Consider the following 18503-nt stretch of genomic DNA (forward strand, 5'->3'; position numbering starts at 1 on the left):
CCTTTCCCTGTCGCGCTGGCAAACAGGGTAGCAAGCATGGACCATAGGACTTTGATTCAGGTCAAATTGGGGCGCTGATCCGGTCCAGATAGGCGCGCGTGGCGTCCTGAACACGACGAAAGCGGTCTCCGCCCAGTTTCTTGCCGCCATACCAGCGGGTGACGATGATCACGTGATTGCGCAGGCCTTCACGCTCCAACATACGTAAGATCACCATGCCAGCGCCGCTTTCGCCATCATCGGCCTTTAGCCCGCCAGTCGGCAAAACCGCCGCCCATGTATTATGCGTGGCCTTGGCATAGCTTTTGTCCGAACGCAACGCGTCCAGCACCGCGTCAATCTCGGCCCGCGATTCGACATGCGCGCCCGACACCGCGTATTTCGAGCCCCGATCCGTCAAGACGACCCCCATCCGCAGCACATCCGTCATTGGGTCAATCCAAGCTGCCGGGCCGTTTGCTGAACGATCTGCACGCGCTGCGCGTTGGGCGGATGTGTGCTGAGGAACTTGTCAGCGGGATCCGGAATGCGGTCGAAATACTTGGCACCGACCAAGGGGTTATATCCGGCATTATAGGTAATGATTGTACCCAGTTGATCGGCCTCAAGCTCAAAGGTCTGGACATAGGCCTGCACACCCACTTTAGCACCCAGTTTCTGCGCCTCTTCAATCTCGGCGTCGCTGCCACCGCGAAGCCGCGCCAAGTCTCCGAATTTCGCGGCACTGGCGCTGGCGTTTTCGCTTTGACGGGCGATATGACTCAGAACGTGATGCGCCGCCTCATGGCCCATGACAAAGGCCAGCTCATCCGCGTTCTGGGCAGACTGGATCATCGAGCGGGTAAAAATGATCACTGGCTGGTTTTTGTCATCCAGTGTTTGAAACGCATTAGCCGGGGCCTTGGGATTCAGGTCCACCAGAATTCGGAAGTCGCAGTTCTGTCCTTTTGAGGTACGCAAACATTGCGCGCGGGCTTCGTCACCGATTGCCTGGCTAACCTCACGGAAGGTCTCAACCGTCACGGGCGCGTCCGAGGCCTCCCACTCGGCGACGGATTGCTCACGCAGGGTTTCCGCGCTGCATGCCGCCAGAAACAGTGCAATCACCAGAAGAATGAGTCGACGCATCAGGTTTCCTTCAAGCGGTCAGGCCTTAAGGGGAACATAGCGCGCGCATGACGGCACGACCATACCCGGATCGTGCCCAAACGACTTGCATTGCGAGGCGGTCGCGCGCACTCTGATCTCATGTTTTCGATTGAGCATGAATTCGACTCGACGGTGATTACTCTGGTGGATGAAGGCGACAAGCCTTTGAACGAAGACGTCGTCATCAACAGCTTCGCGGAATGTGTAACGTTGGAGCAATTCGATCCCCGCACCGGTGAGGTCCAGAAAATAACACTGTCGCCTGAACAGGTACGTGATCTGGCAGCCGCGCTGGACCTGCCCGAAGGCGTCTATCAAATTCGCGAAACGCAGGAATAAGGCTCCGATAGCGCGCGCGTGGACGGCGACACGCCGATGCCTTAGATATCGCAAACGTAGCCATTCAAACCCCTTTTTCGCAGGCCGCATCGACCGGGCGAAAAAGACACAGCGAACTTGCCCCGCCCCTTGAAACCCAAGCCGTGGCAACCAAAATACAAACCGCTGATGTAAAGGAAGTTAACATATGTCCCTGAAAAACCCCGCCGCGCTGGAATTTCTGCAGGTGCGCCGCTCTCGCCCTGCAAAATCGCTGATCGCCCCGGCTCCGACGCGGGATGAGCTGTTGCCGCTGTTGATCGCAGCCGCGCGCAGCCCTGATCATGGCAAGCTTGAGCCTTGGCGGTTCATTGTGCTGGAAAAAGGCGCCATGGCGCGTCTGGCCAGCCTGACCGAGGACTGCGGCACCGCTTTGGGCAAAAGCCCCGAAGACATCGCAAAGGCGCGCAGCCAGTTTGATCTGGGACATCTGGCGGTGGCCGTGATCGAGGTTCAGAAACCGTCCGAGAAGATCCCCGCCATCGAACAGACCTATTCGGCGGGCGCGGTCTGTCTGGCGCTGTTGAACGCGGCATTGGCCGCAGGATGGGGTGCCAACTGGCTGTCCGGCTGGCAGACCCATGACCACACCTTCTGCCAAAAGGCATTTGGGCTGGCCGACAATGAAAGCGTCGCAGGCCTGATTCACATCGCCACCGAAGGCAGCGCCCCGCCCGAGCGCCCACGGCCTGATGTTGCCGCCCTGACGGAATGGGTCGCGGAATGATCATCCTCAACGCGTTTTTTGCAGCGCTGGGTCAGATCGGAGACCCAAAATTCCGCTCTGTCCTATTTCGGGGCATCGGACTGACGATCCTGCTGCTGATCCTCGCTTGCGCGGGCGCGATCTGGTTCATCAATTCGCTATCCGGCAACGAGATTTCACTGCCATTTGTCGGCACGGTTTCGTGGTTGAACGACGTGCTGAACTACTCGGGCATTTTTCTGGTGCTGGTGTTGCCGGTATTCCTAATGGTGCCGGTCGCCTCAGCCATCACCTCGATCTTCCTCGAGGACGTGGCGCAGGCCGTTGAGGACAAGCACTATCCAACCCTACCCAAAGCCCCAAGGATACCGGTCTCCGAGGCCGTCATGGATGGGTTGGGCTTTTTGGGTGTACTGATCCTAGCCAATATTCTTGCGCTGATCCTCTACGCGATCTTCCCACCCTTCGCGCCCTTCATTTTCTGGGCGATGAACGGTTTCCTGCTGGGTCGAGAGTACTTTACGCTGGCGGCTATGCGCCGCTTGGGCCGTGATGGGGCACGCAAGCTACGCGCCAAACACGTCACCACCATCTGGGCTGCAGGAACGCTGATGGCGATCCCGCTTTCCGTTCCTTTGGTGAACCTTGTGATCCCGATCCTCGGGGCGGCTACGTTCACCCATATCTACCACAAGCTTTCGGACACCTGAGGTTAACGCGGCTCCAACTGGTTCAACCAGTCGAAGTCGCGCACAGAAATCGCGCCTGATAGGATGATCCCGGCGATGATCGCCCATAGAACGATCGAAATGCCGGTGGTGATCCACATCTTCTTTTTCATGTGATGCTCTTCCGGCGCACCCGCATGGGTGCCCGGAACGATATCCCCCAGATCGCCCTGCGTCTTGATACGAATAGGCAGAACGATCAGCAGCGTCATGAACCAGATGACAGCAAACAGAACCAAAGCGGCAGTGATAGTCATGTCAGGCCCTCCGGGCTGGCGTTACACCTGTTCCAACTCGACAAGGCAACCGTTGAAATCTTTGGGGTGAAGGAACAGCACCGGTTTGCCATGGGCACCGATCTTGGGCTCGCCGGAGCCTAGCACACGCGCGCCGGTTTCCTTCAGGTGGTCACGCGCGGCGATGATATCGTCGACCTCATAGCAGACATGATGGATACCTCCGGCGGGGTTCTTTTCCAGAAACCCGTTGATCGGGCTGTCCTCGCCCAAGGGGTACAAAAGTTCAATCTTCGTATTGGGCAGTTCGATAAAGACAACCGTCACACCATGATCGGGTTCATCCTGAGGCGCTCCCACCTTGGCGCCCAGCGCATTGCGGTATTGATCCGATGCGGCCTCAAGGTCCGGAACGGCGATGGCAACGTGGTTCAGGCGTCCAATCATGATAGTCTCCTCTGTCCTGCGTTGCTTGGGTTATGGGGGCTGCCCAGCCAAAGAACAAGTGCGCCAAATTGCCCGTTAACCCTGTGTTAGCCAGAAGTTCCTAGCGTTAGGCATCTGCTGGATAGGAGAGCTGCCATGGACGATTCGGGACCCTTGACCACCATTGCCACACCAACCGCGACCCGGCCGTTGCGGGGACAGACCATTCTGGTTGTCGAAGACAGCCGATACTCCTGCGACGTGATCCGCCTGATGTGCTTGCACAGCGGCGCGCGGATCCGGCGTGCAGATTGCCTGAAATCGGCCCGGCGTCACCTGCAGATCTATCGCCCCTCGATCATCGTCGTGGATATGGGGCTGCCGGATGGCTCGGGCGCCGATCTGATTGCCGAACTGACGCAGGCCACCCCTCGGATCGGCGTGATCCTTGGCATGTCCGGCGATGACTGCACCCGCGAACAGGCGATGCAGGCTGGTGCAGATGGATTTCTGGACAAGCCAATCAAATCCATGGCCTTCTTTCAAAGAACCATTCTCGAGCTGCTACCCGAAGACCGCCGCCCCAGCGAACTACACGCGGTCCGGGATGAGCAGATCCACCCCGACCCGCTCGCCTATCAGGACGACATGGCCCATATCGCCGATGTGCTGGCCGGTCCGAATGATCACCGCACGCTTGACTATGCAGCCCAGTTTCTCGGCAGCGTCGCGCGTGAGGTCAATGATCTGGTACTAATCAAGGCGGCAAAGGACCTTGCCGCATCCCGCTCCGAAGGCACGCCGATCACCGCTCGCGCTGCGCAAGTTGCCGGGATCGTTCAAGACAGATTGCAGCAGAAAGAGGCTATCTGAATTGATCACCGCCTATTTCATCACCGCATCTTTGTTGTGTTTGTGGATGTACCGACAGGCTCGCAGCTCGGCTCGGGCCATCCGGGCGAAACGGGTCGGGGTGGCCAATCCTCTGGACTAAAGCGTTTCGGGTTTCACCTGAATCATCAAATGACACCAATGTCCAGAGAACGTCACAGGCATATCCAGGGATTGAGGTGGCGAGACAGACCGGAAATACACACGCATTCTCGCCTCCAGTGATCGGCCCGATCAGGTGATACGCAGCAATTGCTTGGTTTCGCCCCCTCAAAAGCAAACCGCCCGCTTGAAGCGGGCGGTTGTTGTCTAGTCCTGAGGGATGATGCGAAGCCCCAGTTCCATCAACTGATCCGAACTCGGATCGGACGGCGCATCCATCATCAGATCCTCAGCGCGCTGGTTCATCGGGAACATCATGACCTCGCGGATGTTGGCTTCATCAGCCAACAGCATCACGATCCGGTCAATGCCCGCAGCACAACCACCGTGTGGCGGCGCGCCGTAGTGGAACGCGTTGAACAGGGCACCAAAGCGGGATTTCACTTCGTCCTCACCATAGCCTGCCAGCTCAAAAGCTTTCAGCATGATTTCCGGCTTGTGGTTCCGGATCGCGCCCGAGACCAGCTCATACCCGTTACAGGCCAGATCGTACTGATAGCCGCGCACGTCCAGAGGATTGCCGTTCAGCGCTTCCATACCGCCCTGCGGCATCGAGAACGGGTTGTGTTCAAAGTCGATCTCGCCGGTTTCCTCGTCCTGCTCGTAGATCGGGAAATCCACGATCCAAGCAAAGGCGAAACGATCTTTCTCGGTCAGGCCCAGCTCATCGCCGATCACGTCGCGAGCCTTGCCGGCGACCTTTTCAAAGGCTTTCGGCTTGCCGCCCAGGAAGAAAGCGGCATCGCCGACGCCCAGACCCAGTTGCTGACGGATCGCCTCGGTGCGCTCAGGGCCGATGTTCTTGGCAAGCGGGCCAGCGGCCTCCATCCCTTCGCCCTGATCGCGCCAGAAGATGTAACCCATCCCTGGCAAACCCTCTTTCTGGGCAAAGGCATTCATACGGTCACAGAATTTGCGGCTCCCGCCAGTCGGCGCTGGGATGGCGCGGATTTCGGTGCCTTCCTGCTCCAACAGCTTTGCGAAAATCGCGAAGCCAGACCCGCGAAAGTGGTCGGAGACCACTTGCATTTTGATAGGGTTCCGCAGGTCGGGCTTGTCGGAGCCGTACCACAGGGCCGCATCCTTGTAGGAAATCTGAGGCCATTCCTGATCGACCTTGCGGCCGCCACCGAACTCTTCGAACACACCGGTAAGAACGGGCTGTATGGTATCGAACACGTCCTGCTGGTCGACAAACGACATTTCGAGGTCGAGCTGGTAGAAATCGGTCGGCGAACGATCCGCGCGCGGGTCTTCATCACGGAAGCATGGCGCGATCTGGAAATACCTGTCGAAGCCCGACACCATGATCAGCTGTTTGAACTGCTGAGGCGCCTGAGGCAACGCGTAGAATTTGCCCGGATGCAGACGCGAGGGCACCAGAAAGTCACGCGCGCCCTCAGGCGACGAGGCGGTGATGATCGGTGTCTGATATTCACGGAAGCCCTGATCCCACATGCGGCGCCGCATCGAGGCCACCACATCCGACCGCAAGGTCATGTTCTGCTGCATCGCCTCGCGGCGCAGGTCCAGATAGCGATAGCGCAGGCGGGTTTCCTCAGGGTATTCCTGATCGCCGAATACCATCAGGGGCAGCTCATCGGCGGCCCCCAGAACCTCAAGCTCACGCACGTAAACCTCGATCTCACCGGTGGGCAGTTTCGGGTTCACCAGATCGGCGTCACGCGCTTTGACGGTACCGTCGATGCGGATACACCATTCCGAGCGCACTTTTTCAAGCTCGGCAAAAGCCGCGCTGTCACCATCGCAGAGAACTTGTGTCACACCGAAATGGTCGCGCAGGTCGATGAACAGCACGCCGCCATGATCTCGGACCCGATGCACCCAACCGGACAGGCGGACGGTTTCACCGACATTGGCGGCGGTCAGAGCGGCGCAGGTGTGGCTGCGATAGGCGTGCATGGAATATCCCTTCGGGCGCAGAATTCGTCGCGCCGATACACCCTGTCAGGCGTGGAAAGTCAAGGCAGGTCGCGCCGTCAAAACGGCCTTTGAACGTTGCCGGAATAGAAATACACGCCCAGACCCACGGCAAAGATGATATTCCCCGCAATCGCGTGCAGCAGCACCGCGTAGAAGAAGGACCCTCGTTTGTGATAGGCCCAGCTGAATAGCAGGCCGCCGACAAAGGTCATGACGGCGACAATCCAGCTCCAATACATTAGATGGGCGAAGGAAAAGATGGCCGCGTTCAGGAGGTCAGCCTTGCGACCGTCAGGCAGGATCGCATGGTAGCGGCGGTAAAACAGCGGGCGGAACAACAGCTCTTGCGGTAGCGCAGACAGGAGCGGATAGCCGACCCAGATAAAGGCCAGCATCTCGGGCCGGTGTATCAAAAGGAAAAAGGCGGCGTCCGGGCGGGTCAGGTGGATCAGCGCGGTGCAGAACAGTGCTGTAACAGCCGTGAAAGCAGCCAGTTCGCGGAGCGACCAGTTTGCCCAATTGTAGCGAAGTTCGGCCCATTGGAAGCCCGGTGTGGCATGCAACAGGACAATGCCCAGCCCTGTGAATGCGAACAAGGCCGGGAACATCCAGTTGGGCGGGAACAGGACTGCAATCAGCAGAGGGACCACAACGAAGAACGCACCGAATTCAAGCCGCAGGCGCCCCATCGCTACAGGGCGGTGGTCCAACGCGCTGTCGTTGCTCATAACACCACCAGCTTGGCCGGGATTAGGCCGCGCAGAGAGTTGCCCATGAATATCGCCTTGGCGGACTTCAGATCATTCATTGTTAGAACGGCCTCGGCCCAACCCTCCTCCAAAAGCTGCTCGCGCAGAATGCCCGGCAAAAGACCGCAGGACACAGGAGGAGTAAGCCTGCGCCCGTCCGGCATTTCAATGAACAGATTGGTGATGGTTCCTTCGCACAGCTCTTCCCGCTCGTTGAGGAACAACACCTCATCAATGCCATCCGGCAGCGAGGCTCGGGCAGTATCATAGACCGCGCGGCGAGTGGTTTTGTGCTGCAACCATATGTCGTCCGAGTTCAGTCGGGTCTGAGAAATACCCAACTGCCAGATCTCAGGATTGCGAGCCAAAGCGGCCGTGGTCAGGTCAAAGCCTCCGTCGACATCCATGGTCAACCGACACCGCAAGGGGGTATCGCTGGTAACGCCGGACAGTATCGCGAGCGCCGCATTGAGGTCGAAGGACAGCGCCAAAGCCTTCGCCGTGCGCGCCATACGGTCAAGGTGCCGGTCGCGCCGCAGGAAGCCCTGATCAGGGTGAAAACCCAGCGTTTCGATCAGGCGGAAATCAGGCTCAACTGGTGGGCGAAGCGGGCTTTCCATAGGGCCTCCTCGTATTCAGATGGGGCTGTACTGTCCCAAACCACGCCACCGCCGACGTTTAGTGTGGCCTTTCCGCCATCCACCATAAGGGTGCGGATGGCGACGTTGAATTCCGACCGGCCATCCGGTGCGGCCCACCCGATGGTTCCGCAATAGATATCACGCGCCCAGGGCTCCAGCTCGGACAGGATCTCCATCGCACGGATCTTGGGCGCACCGGTGATGGAACCACAAGGGAACAGTGCCGTCATGATGTCGGACAGCCCGGCCCCGACCTGCAGCTGCGCCCGCACCAGTGAGACCATCTGATGCACTGTGGCATAGGTTTCGACCTTGAACAGCTCGGGCACGTCAACAGAACCGGGCAGCGCCACGCGGCTGATATCATTGCGCAACAGGTCAACGATCATCAGGTTCTCGGCCCGGTTCTTCTCATCCGAAGACAGGAAATTACGGCGGCGGGCGTCCTCGGCCATGTCTTCGCTACGCGGTTGGGTGCCCTTCATAGGCCGCGTTTCGATCTGACCTGTTTCGTCGGTACGGAAGAACAGCTCGGGCGAGCGACTGAGGAGATCCGGCAGACCGTCCTGTTGAACCAGCGCTCCGTGGCCGACAGGCTGGCCGGATGTCAGCGCCGCGTACAGTGCCGCGCTCTCCCCATCGACCTTCAGATCAATCGGGAAGGTCAGGTTCGCCTGATAGATATCCCCTGCCCCGATAGCATCATGCACCGCCTGAAAGGCCTGACTATAGCGAGTTTCATCCCAACGCGGCTGAAACGTGGATACGCCGCCTTGGGCTTTAGGTAGCGCGCTTTGATCCGGCGCGTCGTAAACACCGAAACACAATAGCGGCAGCTTGCGGTCATTCGGCAGCAGTTCAAGCAGCCGAGGCTCCAGCACATAGCCCAGCTCGTAACTGGCATAACCGGCCAGCCAACTGCCCGCCGTGCGCGCGCCATCGAGGGCCGCCAACGCCTGTGGCACCTCGTCCGCGGCATCCGCCCGGATGATGTGGGATGGCCGGTCGAACCGGGTCCCCGGACCGGCAGGTCCCTGATCAAAACGAATTCGCAAGTGCATCCTCATAAGCAGTGATGCGCGATATAGAGAATACTCTGCCAAGGGAAAGGGGGGAAAGCGGCAATTTCACCTCTGTTCCCGATACCTCTTGCACCTTTTTGCGCGGTCCCTATAACGCAGGACAATTTGGGCGCTGGGGCGGTGCCCTGACTCGCTGACAATCGAAGGAACAAGGCCATGCCGAGAAGAACCGACATCCAGTCGATCATGATCATTGGGGCGGGCCCCATTGTTATCGGACAAGCCTGCGAGTTTGACTATTCCGGCGCTCAGGCCTGTAAGGCGCTGCGCGAGGAAGGGTATCGGGTCATTCTGGTGAACTCGAACCCTGCGACGATCATGACCGATCCGGGTCTGGCCGATGCAACTTATATTGAGCCGATCACCCCCGAAGTGGTCGCCAAGATCATCGAGAAAGAGCGCCCCGATGCCCTGCTGCCCACTATGGGTGGTCAAACCGGCCTGAATACCTCGCTGGCGTTGGAAGAGATGGGCGTGCTGGACAAGTTCGGTGTCGAGATGATCGGCGCCAAGCGAGACGCGATCGAAATGGCCGAAGACCGCGCCCTGTTCCGCGATGCGATGGACCGACTGGGTCTTGAAAACCCCAAGGCGACCATTGTGACCGCCCCCAAGCGCGAAGACGGCTCCACCGATCTGGACGCCGGTGTGCAAATGGCACTGGATGAGCTGGAAGAGATCGGTCTGCCAGCCATCATCCGCCCTGCGTTTACCCTGGGCGGCACCGGCGGCGGTGTTGCCTATAACCGTGAGGATTATATCCATTTCTGCCGTTCGGGCATGGACGCCTCGCCAGTGAACCAGATCCTCGTCGACGAAAGCCTGCTGGGCTGGAAAGAATACGAGATGGAGGTGGTGCGCGACACTGCCGACAACGCGATCATCGTATGTTCCATCGAAAACGTCGATCCGATGGGTGTGCATACGGGTGACTCGATCACCGTGGCCCCTGCCCTGACCCTGACCGACAAGGAATACCAGATCATGCGCAACGGCTCGATCGCCGTTCTGCGAGAGATCGGCGTCGAAACCGGCGGGTCGAACGTACAATGGGCGATCAATCCCGAAGATGGTCGCATGGTCGTGATCGAGATGAACCCGCGGGTATCGCGCTCATCCGCTCTGGCCTCCAAAGCGACTGGTTTCCCGATTGCCAAGATCGCCGCCAAGCTAGCCGTCGGCTACACGCTGGACGAGCTGGACAACGACATTACCAAGGTCACGCCCGCTTCGTTCGAGCCGACCATTGACTATGTCGTCACCAAGATCCCAAAATTCGCGTTCGAGAAATTCCCTGGATCCGAACCCTATCTGACCACCGCGATGAAGTCGGTGGGTGAGGCCATGTCCATTGGCCGCACGATCCACGAATCGATGCAAAAGGCTCTGGCCTCGATGGAATCGGGCCTGACCGGCTTTGATGAGATCGAAATCCCCGGCCTGAATGTCGGTGTCTGGGAAGAAGCGGACGACAAAGCTGCCGTGATCAAAGCAATCAGCCAGCAGACCCCCGACCGTTTGCGTACCATCGCTCAGGCCATGCGTCACGGTCTGTCCGATGATGAGATTTTCGGCGTTACCAAATTCGACCCTTGGTTCCTGGCCCGCATCCGCGAGATCATCGAGGCCGAGCGCCAGGTCCGCAAAGACGGCCTGCCGGTCACCGAAGACGGCATCCGCAAGCTAAAAATGCTGGGCTTCACCGACGCACGTCTGGGCAACCTGACTGGCCGTGACGAAGACAACGTCCGCCGCGCCCGCCGCAATCTGGGCGTAAAGGCCGTGTTCAAACGCATTGACACCTGCGCCGCCGAATTCGAAGCGCAGACACCTTATATGTACTCGACCTACGAAGCTCCGATGATGGGTGAGGTCGAATGCGAGGCACGTCCAAGCGACCGCAAAAAGGTCGTCATCCTCGGCGGTGGTCCGAACCGCATCGGTCAGGGCATCGAGTTCGACTATTGCTGCTGTCACGCCTGTTTCGCGCTGACCGATGCGGGTTATGAGACCATCATGGTCAACTGCAACCCCGAGACGGTCTCGACGGACTATGACACCTCGGACCGTTTATACTTCGAGCCGCTGACTTTTGAGCACGTCATGGAAATCCTGACGAAAGAGCAGGAAAACGGCAGGCTGCACGGCGTCATCGTCCAGTTTGGCGGCCAGACTCCATTGAAACTGGCCAACGCGCTTGAGGCCGAAGGCATTCCGATCCTCGGCACCACGCCCGACGCGATTGACTTGGCCGAAGACCGGGAACGCTTCCAGGCGCTGGTCAATGAGTTGGGCCTGAAACAGCCCAAGAACGGCATCGCTTCGACCGATGAACAAGCGCTTGAGATCGCCGAAGAGATCGGCTTCCCGCTGGTGATCCGCCCTTCTTACGTTCTGGGTGGCCGCGCGATGGAGATCGTGCGCGATATGGATCAGCTGCGGCGCTACATCAACGAGGCTGTTGTGGTCTCGGGCGACAGCCCGGTTCTGCTGGACAGCTATCTGGCGGGTGCGGTGGAGCTGGACGTGGACGCTTTGTGCGATGGCACCGACGTTCACGTTGCGGGTATCATGCAGCATATCGAAGAGGCGGGCGTTCACTCGGGCGACTCGGCCTGCTCACTGCCGCCCTACTCACTGTCAAAAGAGATCATCGAGCAGATCAAGGAACAGGCGTTCAAACTGGCCAAAGCGTTGAACGTGGTCGGCCTGATGAACGTTCAGTTCGCGATCAAGGATGGTGAGATCTACCTGATCGAAGTAAACCCCCGCGCCTCGCGTACCGTACCCTTCGTCGCCAAGGCCACCGACAGCGCGATTGCGTCCATCGCGGCGCGTGTGATGGCCGGTGAGAAACTGGCGGACTTCCCGAAACGCCCGCCCTACAAAACAGTCGATGACAGCAAGATCGCCGACCAGATGACGCTTGCCGACCCCGACATGCCGTGGTTCTCGGTGAAAGAGGCCGTGCTGCCCTTCGCCCGTTTCCCCGGCGTCGACACCATTCTGGGCCCGGAAATGCGCTCGACCGGTGAGGTCATGGGCTGGGATCGCGACTTCCCGCGCGCATTCCTGAAGGCACAGATAGGCGCTGGCATGGTGCTGCCGTCATCGGGCCGCGCATTCATCTCGATCAAGGACGCCGACAAAGGGCCGGACATGTTGGAGGCCGCGCGCGTTCTGGTCGATCAGGGCTTTGAACTGGTCGCCACACGCGGCACGCAAACCTGGTTGGACACGCAGGGCGTACCTTGCGAAGTGGTCAACAAGGTCTATGAGGGACGCCCCGATGTGACTGACCTGATGAAAGACGGCGGTGTTCAGCTGGTGATGAACTCAACCGAAGGCGCACAGGCGGTGGAAGACAGCCGGTCGATCCGCTCAATCGCTCTGTATGACAAGATCCCCTATTTCACCACCGCCGCCGCCAGCTACGCAGCAGCGTTGGCGATCAAGGCGCAGGCCGAAGGTGACGTCGAGGTGAAATCGCTGCAGGGCTGACCTGCAGCACCAAGGAAAAAGCAAAACCCCCGGTCTTTGACCGGGGGTTTTTTATTTAAGCAGCAACCGCTTGCCGTTTCTCATCTCGCTGGAAGAACAGCAGGTAGAAGACCGGGGCCGCGACCATGGTCAGGACCGTGGCAAAAGCCAACCCGCCCATGATGGTGACCGCCATCGAGACAAAGAACGCGTCGGTCAGAAGCGGGGCCATCCCAAGGATCGTTGTAATCGCCGCCAGCATCACCGGTCGCAGACGCGAGACGGATGCTTCGATGATCGACTCCTGCAAGGGTTTGCCCGTTGCGCGGACCAGATCAATCTCTTCGACCAGAACGATGCCGTTCTTGATCAGCATCCCCGACAGGCTGAGCAGGCCCAGGAGCGCCGTAAAGGTGAACGGCAGCCCGGTGCCCAGCAAACCGATCACCACACCGTTCACGGACATGGGCACCAAAAGCCAGATGATGACCGGTTGGCGGATTGCATTGAACAGTAAGACCGAGATCAGCACCATGATCAGCAGGCTCAGCGGCAATTGCCTGCCGAGGCTCTCTTGCGCATCGCCCGAGTCCTCGAACTCACCGCCCCATTCCATACGATAGCCGGGTGGCAGATCCATCTCTTCGATCGTTGCGCGCACCTCGGAATGCACCTGCGCTGCGGTCACATCTGGCGGGATATCCGCGCCAACGGTGATGGTCAGAACCCGGTTGCGCCGGTGGACCTCGGTGTTGAGCAACTGGTATTCGAACCCGTCCACCATCTGTTCGATGGGTACGAATTGGCCTGACTGATCGGAATACACGACCTGATCGACGATCGAATAGTCACCCTCTGCAGGGCGGCGCAGAATGATCGGGATCAGGCGGTCGCGCTCACGCAGGACGCCTCCGGTGATGCCGTCGGTCGAGAATTGCAGCGTGGCCGCAATATCTTCACGCGAAACACCGGCTGTCTGCGCGCGTTCGGTTGCGTAGATCGGCTGCACCGCCAGCTCTTTTTCGCGCCAGTCATGATGGATGTTCAGCGCGTTTGGCGTAGCAGCCGCCATGCGTTGAACTGCTTCGTCCGCCAACTGCCGTAGCACGGCTGGGTCGCTACCCGAGAAGCGGGCTTGAATCGGGGTGCCTCCACCCGGACCAAAAACCAGACGTTTGGTGCGAAACTCACTTTCAGGGAACTGAGCCACACCAAAGGCCTCAAGCTCGGCTTGTAGCTCTGGGATATCCTCAAGCGTTTCCGTCCGAATGATCATGTGACCATAGCTTGGATTTGGGTCCTCAGCGCTGTAGGTCAGCATGAAACGGGTCGCGCCCTGCCCGACAAATGTGGTGACCGACACCACATCGTTACGTTCCGCCAACCAATCCTCGACCACGGCCATATCTGCTGAGGTACGCGAGATTGGTGTGCCTTGAGGTAGCTTGTAGTGGACAAAGAACAGCGGCGTATTAGAGTCCGGGAAGAATTGCTGCTTCATCAGGCCGAAGCCCGCATAACAGGCCACCGTCACAGCGATCAGTCCGGCCACGACGAGCCAGCGGAACCGCAACGCCCAGCGCAGGATCGCGCCGTAAACGCGGAACAGAAGGCTGCCATAGGCGTCAACTTCACCCTCTTTGCCCTGCTTGAAGAAGTAATGCGCCAACATCGGTGTTACTGTGATTGCCAGAACCCAGCTGAGCAGCAATGAGATCCCGATAACCGCAAAGAGCGAGAACAGGAACTCTCCGGTTGCATCGGGGCTGAGACCGATGCCCGCAAAGGCCATGATGCCGATGACCGTTGCGCCCAGCAATGGGATCTGCGTTTTTGACGCCACCTCATCCGCCGCATCGCGCGAGGATTTGCCGCGCAACATCGCGATCTGCATGCCCTCGGCCACCACAATGGCATTGTCCACCAACATCCCCATCGCAATGATCAGGGCACCCAGCGAGATGCGCTCCATCTCAATCGAGAACAGCGCCATGAAAAGCAGCGTCCCGACCACCGTCAGCAGCAATGTCGTCCCGACCACAATGGCAGCGCGCCATCCCATAAAGAGGCCCAGAACCGCGACCACGATGATCACGGACATGGCCAGGTTCACAAGAAAGTCGTTCGAGGCTTGCTCGACCACCACGTGTTGCCGGTAGATGGGCAGAATTTCCACGCCAAACGGGATTTGCGTGTCCAGTTCGGCGAATTTTGCATCCGCGCGCTTGCCGACTTCGACGATGTTCTCGGCGGCTAGACCGGCAATGCCCAGCGTAAAGGCCTCGGTCCCGTCGAAGCGGATCATGATATCCGGGTCGGTCTGACGGGCGCGGTAAACGTTGGACATGTCAAACAGGTTGATCACCTGCCCTTGCGAGCCGACCGACAACCCGGCGATGGCCGATACACTATCCGATCCTTCGGCTGTCAGAATGGTGGTGCGGTCGTTCTCGGACCGAACCGAGCCGGAGGAGTTGACCGAATCCGCATTGGCAATTGCCTCGTTGATGGCTTGGATGGGGACATTCTGGTTCACCGAGATGGACAGATCCGGTTCGATGAAGATCGCCTCTTGCGGTAAACCCTGAACTTCGACATCGGCAACGCCGTCGACCGTTAACAGCTCACGCCGCAGAAACGTCGCCAATTCGTGCTTTTCGGCGTCCGAGAACCCTTCAGCGGTTACCGCATAGAACAGGCCGAACACGTCGCCGAAACCATCATTGACGTAGGGCTGATTTACACCGGATGGCAGGCCCCGCGCCGCGTCACGCACCTTGGCGCGCAGGCGGGTCCAGATTGCGGGCAACTCGCTGCCGTCGTAGGTGGATTTAATCTCAACCTCGATCAGAGACTGCCCCGGCTGATTCAACGAGGTGATCGTATCCACCTCACCCATTTGCTGGATCGCCGATTCCAGAGGCTCAGAGACTTCCAGCGCCACTTGCTCGGCCGTTGCGCCGGGGTATTGCGTGACGATGACCGCGTTTTTGATTGTGAAAGCCGGGTCCTCTAGGCGCCCCAGGGAAAGGAAGCCCCATATGCCGCCAAACAGGGCGATCAGGATGATCAGCCACGTGTAAAGTGGCCGGTCGATAGATGCGCGTGCAATTCTCATCAGCCCGCCCCTTAGTTCGAGAAGCCGGTGAAACGGCGCACGACCTGGCCGTCCGTCAAAGCCGAACCGCCCGCGACAACAACCTCATCGCCGTCTGACAAGCCAGTCAGAACACGGACTTCACCGGTCTGCGTTGGTTCGATGGTTACGGGTGAAAGGCGTACCGTGCCCTCATTTGCGCCAGCCGGAGAAAAGACCATCACGCCCAGCGCGCTATCCGCGCCAGCGACGATGGCTGATGCCGGTAGAACGATTCCCGTGCGGCCATCCCTGACATGCACGTTCACCGACACGGACGAACCGGGCAGAATCTGCAGCCCCTCAGGCGGGGTCAGACCGAACTGAATACGGAATGTCTGTCCAACACTCGAAGTCTCGGCGTCGAACTCACGGATTTCCAGCGGGAAGACTTCATCGCTTACGGGGAATTTGGCGGTGATCGTGATGTCATCCTGCTGACCCGAGCGTTGGAACAGGATCTCGGGGACGTCCACCTCGATCCGCAGTTCCGACATATCGTGAATACGCACGATCGGCGTCCCCGCCGACACGGTGGTAAAGGCCTCAACTGCGCGGCTTGACACGAGCGCGTCGAACGGGGCCGTCAGTGTCGCGTGTTCCAGTTCGTATTCCGCGTCGCGTACAGCGATAGCGGCCAGTTGCGCTTCGGTTTCGGAATCATCGACTGCCACTTGGCTGGCCGTAGTGCCGCGCAACCGCGACAGGCGCGCGACGGTTCGGTCGGCCTGTTCTTTCTGCAGACGGGCGCGATCCAGCCTGAGTTCAAATGGCTCTTGATCCAGACGGGCGATCAGGCCGTCCTTCGGGATGACAAACCCTTCGGTGACAGGCATCTCGACAATCTGCCCCGGAACCTGAAAGGCCAAATCAACGGTCTGACGCGCAGCAACGCGGCCGAAAAACTGACGAGTGAAACCCGGAGCCGTTTCCTGAACCTGCATCAATTTAACCGGTTTCGCGGTCTCTTGCGCGACAAGCGGCGTCGCCAAAACGGCCAGTAGAAGGCCCAGAGAAGTCAGCTGTTTCATTTTTTCAATCCCTCGGGAATTCCCGTTTTCAGTACGTTGTCACGGATCTTGCTCGCCATCCGGGCGAACTCGGCTGTTTCTTCTGCATTCAGGCCAGAGGCCTTGTGAAACAGATCTCCGGCTGCTGACACCAACATGTCACGCGCGCTCTCGCCTTGTTCGGTCAGCACCAGCAGCCAGGCACGGCGATCGTTGGGATCGCGCTGGCGTGCCAGATAGCCAGCTTCTTCCAGAGTATCCGCAGTGGCCGTAATGGTGGAGGGTACGCTCAGCATGTCAGCCGCCAGAACACCCATTCGCTTGGGTTCATCCAGCTTGATCAGCATGTGGCATTCCGGGTGGCTCAGGTCTGTTTCGATGGTGTCGAAGGTCTCTTCGAGTTTCCAGTAGAGGGCATAGACGCCCATGATGGCCTGAATTTCAGGGCTCAGGCGGCCAAGCCTGTCGCTGATACTGTCTGACATTGAGGAGACTCCGAGACGTCGTTGCAGGTCATATACTTCAAATTGTGAACTATTCAATAACTGAAGTGGAGAATCACCCTCCGGCCTAGCTTCCCTCGGGTAACCAAGACTTGATCAAATGCCCCTGTGACTGCATTTTGAGCAAACCCAAAACGTTCAGGACTTGCCATGTATATCCCTGCAATCACCGGTACAGGCGTTTTCACGCCCAAAAACGTCATCACCAATGCCGAGCTGGTGCAAGCCTTCAACGCCTATGCCGACAAGGTGAATGCAGAGAACGCCCAGGCCATCGAAGCCGGGGAGATGGAGCCGATGCAGCATTCGTCCGAGGAGTTCATCGTCAAGGCGTCCGGCATCGAAAACCGCTATGTGATGGATAAATCCGGCGTGTTGGACCCCGACACCATGCACCCCGCTTTGCGCCAGCGCAGCGATGACGAGCCGGGGATCATGACCGAAATGGCGGTGGATGCCTGCCACAAAGCACTGGCGCAGGCTGGTCGGACGGCGGCAGATGTCGATCTGGTGATCTGCGCGGCCTCGAACCACGAACGGGCCTACCCGGCCATTGCCATCGAGATACAGCAGGTTCTGGGCATCAAGGGTTTTGGGTTTGACATGAATGTCGCCTGTTCCTCGGCCACGTTTGGCATTCAGGCGGCGGCGGATATGGTGCGCTCGGGTTCGGTTCGGTCCGCATTGGTCGTGAATCCCGAAATCTGCTCGGGCCATCTGGAATGGCGCGACCGGGATTGTCATTTCATCTTCGGCGACGTGGCCACGGCCACCCTGATCGAACGCATCGAAGACGCGCAAGGCCCGCATTTTGAGGTCCTTTCGACCCGATGCGCCACGAGTTTCTCGAACAATATCCGCAACAATAACGGCTTTCTGCGCCGCTCGCGCCCTGATGGGATGATCGACCGGCGCGACATGCAGTTCATGCAGAACGGGCGCAAGGTCTTCAAGGAAGTGCTGCCCATGGTCAGCCAGCATATCAGCGACCACATGGAGGCCGAGGGCATCGGCAGCGACGACCTGACACGCCTGTGGCTGCATCAGGCCAACAAAACCATGAACGATTTCATCGGTAAGAAGGTCCTTGGACGTGTGCCCGAGGCGGGTGAGCAACCCAACATCCTACAGGACTATGCAAACACGTCCTCAGCCGGGTCGATTATCGCCTTCTCCAAATACTCGGACGATCTTGAGGACGGGGATATCGGGCTGATCTGCTCGTTCGGGGCGGGGTATTCGGTGGGGTCCGTAATTGTGAAACGGAAATCCTGATCCAAGC

At 59.0% G+C, this 18503-nt stretch carries 17 protein-coding genes; 6 read left to right on the forward strand and 11 right to left on the reverse strand.

Annotation, left to right across the window (positions count from 1 at the left end; translation table 11 throughout):
• Positions 1–61 precede the first annotated feature (61 nt).
• The gene (locus tag ACR0I8_RS16400) at positions 62–430 is read right to left on the reverse strand and encodes a YigZ family protein (protein ID WP_170460595.1); all 369 of its coding nucleotides are present in this window, start codon (positions 428–430) and stop codon (positions 62–64) included.
• On the reverse strand, positions 427–1128 hold the full coding sequence (locus tag ACR0I8_RS16405) for a M48 family metallopeptidase (protein ID WP_170374736.1): 702 nt from the start codon (positions 1126–1128) through the stop codon (positions 427–429). Before ACR0I8_RS16405 ends, ACR0I8_RS16400 begins: the two co-directional genes overlap by 4 nt.
• A gap of 120 nt (positions 1129–1248) precedes the next feature.
• Here ACR0I8_RS16405 and ACR0I8_RS16410 point away from each other — a divergent pair, with 120 nt between their 5' ends.
• The 3 genes from ACR0I8_RS16410 to ACR0I8_RS16420 all read left to right on the forward strand — a co-directional run bounded on the left by ACR0I8_RS16410 (position 1249) and on the right by ACR0I8_RS16420 (position 2943).
• Positions 1249–1488: a hypothetical protein gene (locus ACR0I8_RS16410; RefSeq protein WP_170375333.1), complete on the forward strand. Its 240-nt coding sequence runs from the start codon at positions 1249–1251 to the stop codon at positions 1486–1488.
• A gap of 187 nt (positions 1489–1675) precedes the next feature.
• Positions 1676–2254 (forward strand): nitroreductase family protein, encoded by a 579-nt coding sequence (locus ACR0I8_RS16415; protein WP_170374734.1) that lies wholly within the window; start codon positions 1676–1678, stop codon positions 2252–2254.
• Positions 2251–2943 carry an EI24 domain-containing protein gene (locus ACR0I8_RS16420; RefSeq protein WP_170480397.1) on the forward strand — a complete coding sequence of 231 codons (693 nt, stop codon included), beginning with the start codon at positions 2251–2253 and terminating at the stop codon, positions 2941–2943. Before ACR0I8_RS16415 ends, ACR0I8_RS16420 begins: the two co-directional genes overlap by 4 nt.
• Positions 2944–2945: 2 nt before the next feature.
• Here ACR0I8_RS16420 and ACR0I8_RS16425 read toward each other — a convergent pair whose 3' ends face one another.
• Positions 2946–3218 carry a DUF1467 family protein gene (locus tag ACR0I8_RS16425; RefSeq protein ID WP_170374730.1) on the reverse strand — a complete coding sequence of 91 codons (273 nt, stop codon included), beginning with the start codon at positions 3216–3218 and terminating at the stop codon, positions 2946–2948.
• 21 nt (positions 3219–3239) lie between these two features.
• Positions 3240–3644: a methylmalonyl-CoA epimerase gene (gene mce / locus ACR0I8_RS16430; RefSeq protein WP_170555832.1), complete on the reverse strand. Its 405-nt coding sequence runs from the start codon at positions 3642–3644 to the stop codon at positions 3240–3242.
• Positions 3645–3779: 135 nt separating this feature from the next.
• Here mce and ACR0I8_RS16435 point away from each other — a divergent pair, with 135 nt between their 5' ends.
• Positions 3780–4496: a response regulator gene (locus ACR0I8_RS16435; RefSeq protein ID WP_170374726.1), complete on the forward strand. Its 717-nt coding sequence runs from the start codon at positions 3780–3782 to the stop codon at positions 4494–4496.
• 327 nt (positions 4497–4823) lie between these two features.
• On the opposite strand, the gene aspS is transcribed toward ACR0I8_RS16435, so the two are convergent.
• The 4 genes from aspS to ACR0I8_RS16455 form a co-directional block, all read right to left on the reverse strand.
• The gene (aspS, locus tag ACR0I8_RS16440) at positions 4824–6599 is read right to left on the reverse strand and encodes an aspartate--tRNA ligase (protein ID WP_170689271.1); all 1776 of its coding nucleotides are present in this window, start codon (positions 6597–6599) and stop codon (positions 4824–4826) included.
• A 77-nt stretch (positions 6600–6676) separates the two neighbouring features.
• A complete protein-coding gene (locus ACR0I8_RS16445; RefSeq protein ID WP_170689270.1) occupies positions 6677–7348 on the reverse strand; it encodes a CPBP family intramembrane glutamic endopeptidase in 672 nt (223 codons plus the stop codon).
• A complete protein-coding gene (locus ACR0I8_RS16450; RefSeq protein ID WP_170689269.1) occupies positions 7345–7989 on the reverse strand; it encodes an aminotransferase class IV family protein in 645 nt (214 codons plus the stop codon). The genes ACR0I8_RS16445 and ACR0I8_RS16450 overlap by 4 nt, the downstream gene beginning before the upstream one ends.
• Positions 7944–9071 (reverse strand): aminodeoxychorismate synthase component I, encoded by a 1128-nt coding sequence (locus tag ACR0I8_RS16455; RefSeq protein WP_170689268.1) that lies wholly within the window; start codon positions 9069–9071, stop codon positions 7944–7946. Before ACR0I8_RS16455 ends, ACR0I8_RS16450 begins: the two co-directional genes overlap by 46 nt.
• A 177-nt stretch (positions 9072–9248) precedes the next feature.
• On the opposite strand from ACR0I8_RS16455, the gene carB reads away from it, so the two are divergent.
• On the forward strand, positions 9249–12593 hold the full coding sequence (carB, locus tag ACR0I8_RS16460) for a carbamoyl-phosphate synthase large subunit (RefSeq protein WP_170689267.1): 3345 nt from the start codon (positions 9249–9251) through the stop codon (positions 12591–12593).
• Between the two features lie 55 nt (positions 12594–12648).
• Here the strand turns inward: carB and ACR0I8_RS16465 are convergent, their stop codons facing one another.
• The 3 genes from ACR0I8_RS16465 to ACR0I8_RS16475 are packed head-to-tail and all read right to left on the reverse strand — an operon-like array spanning position 12649 to position 17203.
• On the reverse strand, positions 12649–15690 hold the full coding sequence (locus ACR0I8_RS16465; RefSeq protein WP_170689266.1) for an efflux RND transporter permease subunit: 3042 nt from the start codon (positions 15688–15690) through the stop codon (positions 12649–12651).
• Positions 15691–15701: 11 nt separating this feature from the next.
• On the reverse strand, positions 15702–16739 hold the full coding sequence (locus ACR0I8_RS16470; protein WP_170689265.1) for an efflux RND transporter periplasmic adaptor subunit: 1038 nt from the start codon (positions 16737–16739) through the stop codon (positions 15702–15704).
• Positions 16736–17203 (reverse strand): MarR family transcriptional regulator, encoded by a 468-nt coding sequence (locus tag ACR0I8_RS16475; protein WP_170374701.1) that lies wholly within the window; start codon positions 17201–17203, stop codon positions 16736–16738. The genes ACR0I8_RS16470 and ACR0I8_RS16475 overlap by 4 nt, the downstream gene beginning before the upstream one ends.
• 168 nt (positions 17204–17371) lie before the next feature.
• Here ACR0I8_RS16475 and ACR0I8_RS16480 point away from each other — a divergent pair, with 168 nt between their 5' ends.
• Positions 17372–18496: a beta-ketoacyl-ACP synthase III gene (locus ACR0I8_RS16480; RefSeq protein WP_170374699.1), complete on the forward strand. Its 1125-nt coding sequence runs from the start codon at positions 17372–17374 to the stop codon at positions 18494–18496.
• The last annotated feature ends 7 nt before the right edge of the window (positions 18497–18503 follow it).

The sequence above is a fragment of the Ruegeria sp. BG9 genome, from assembly GCF_056538305.1.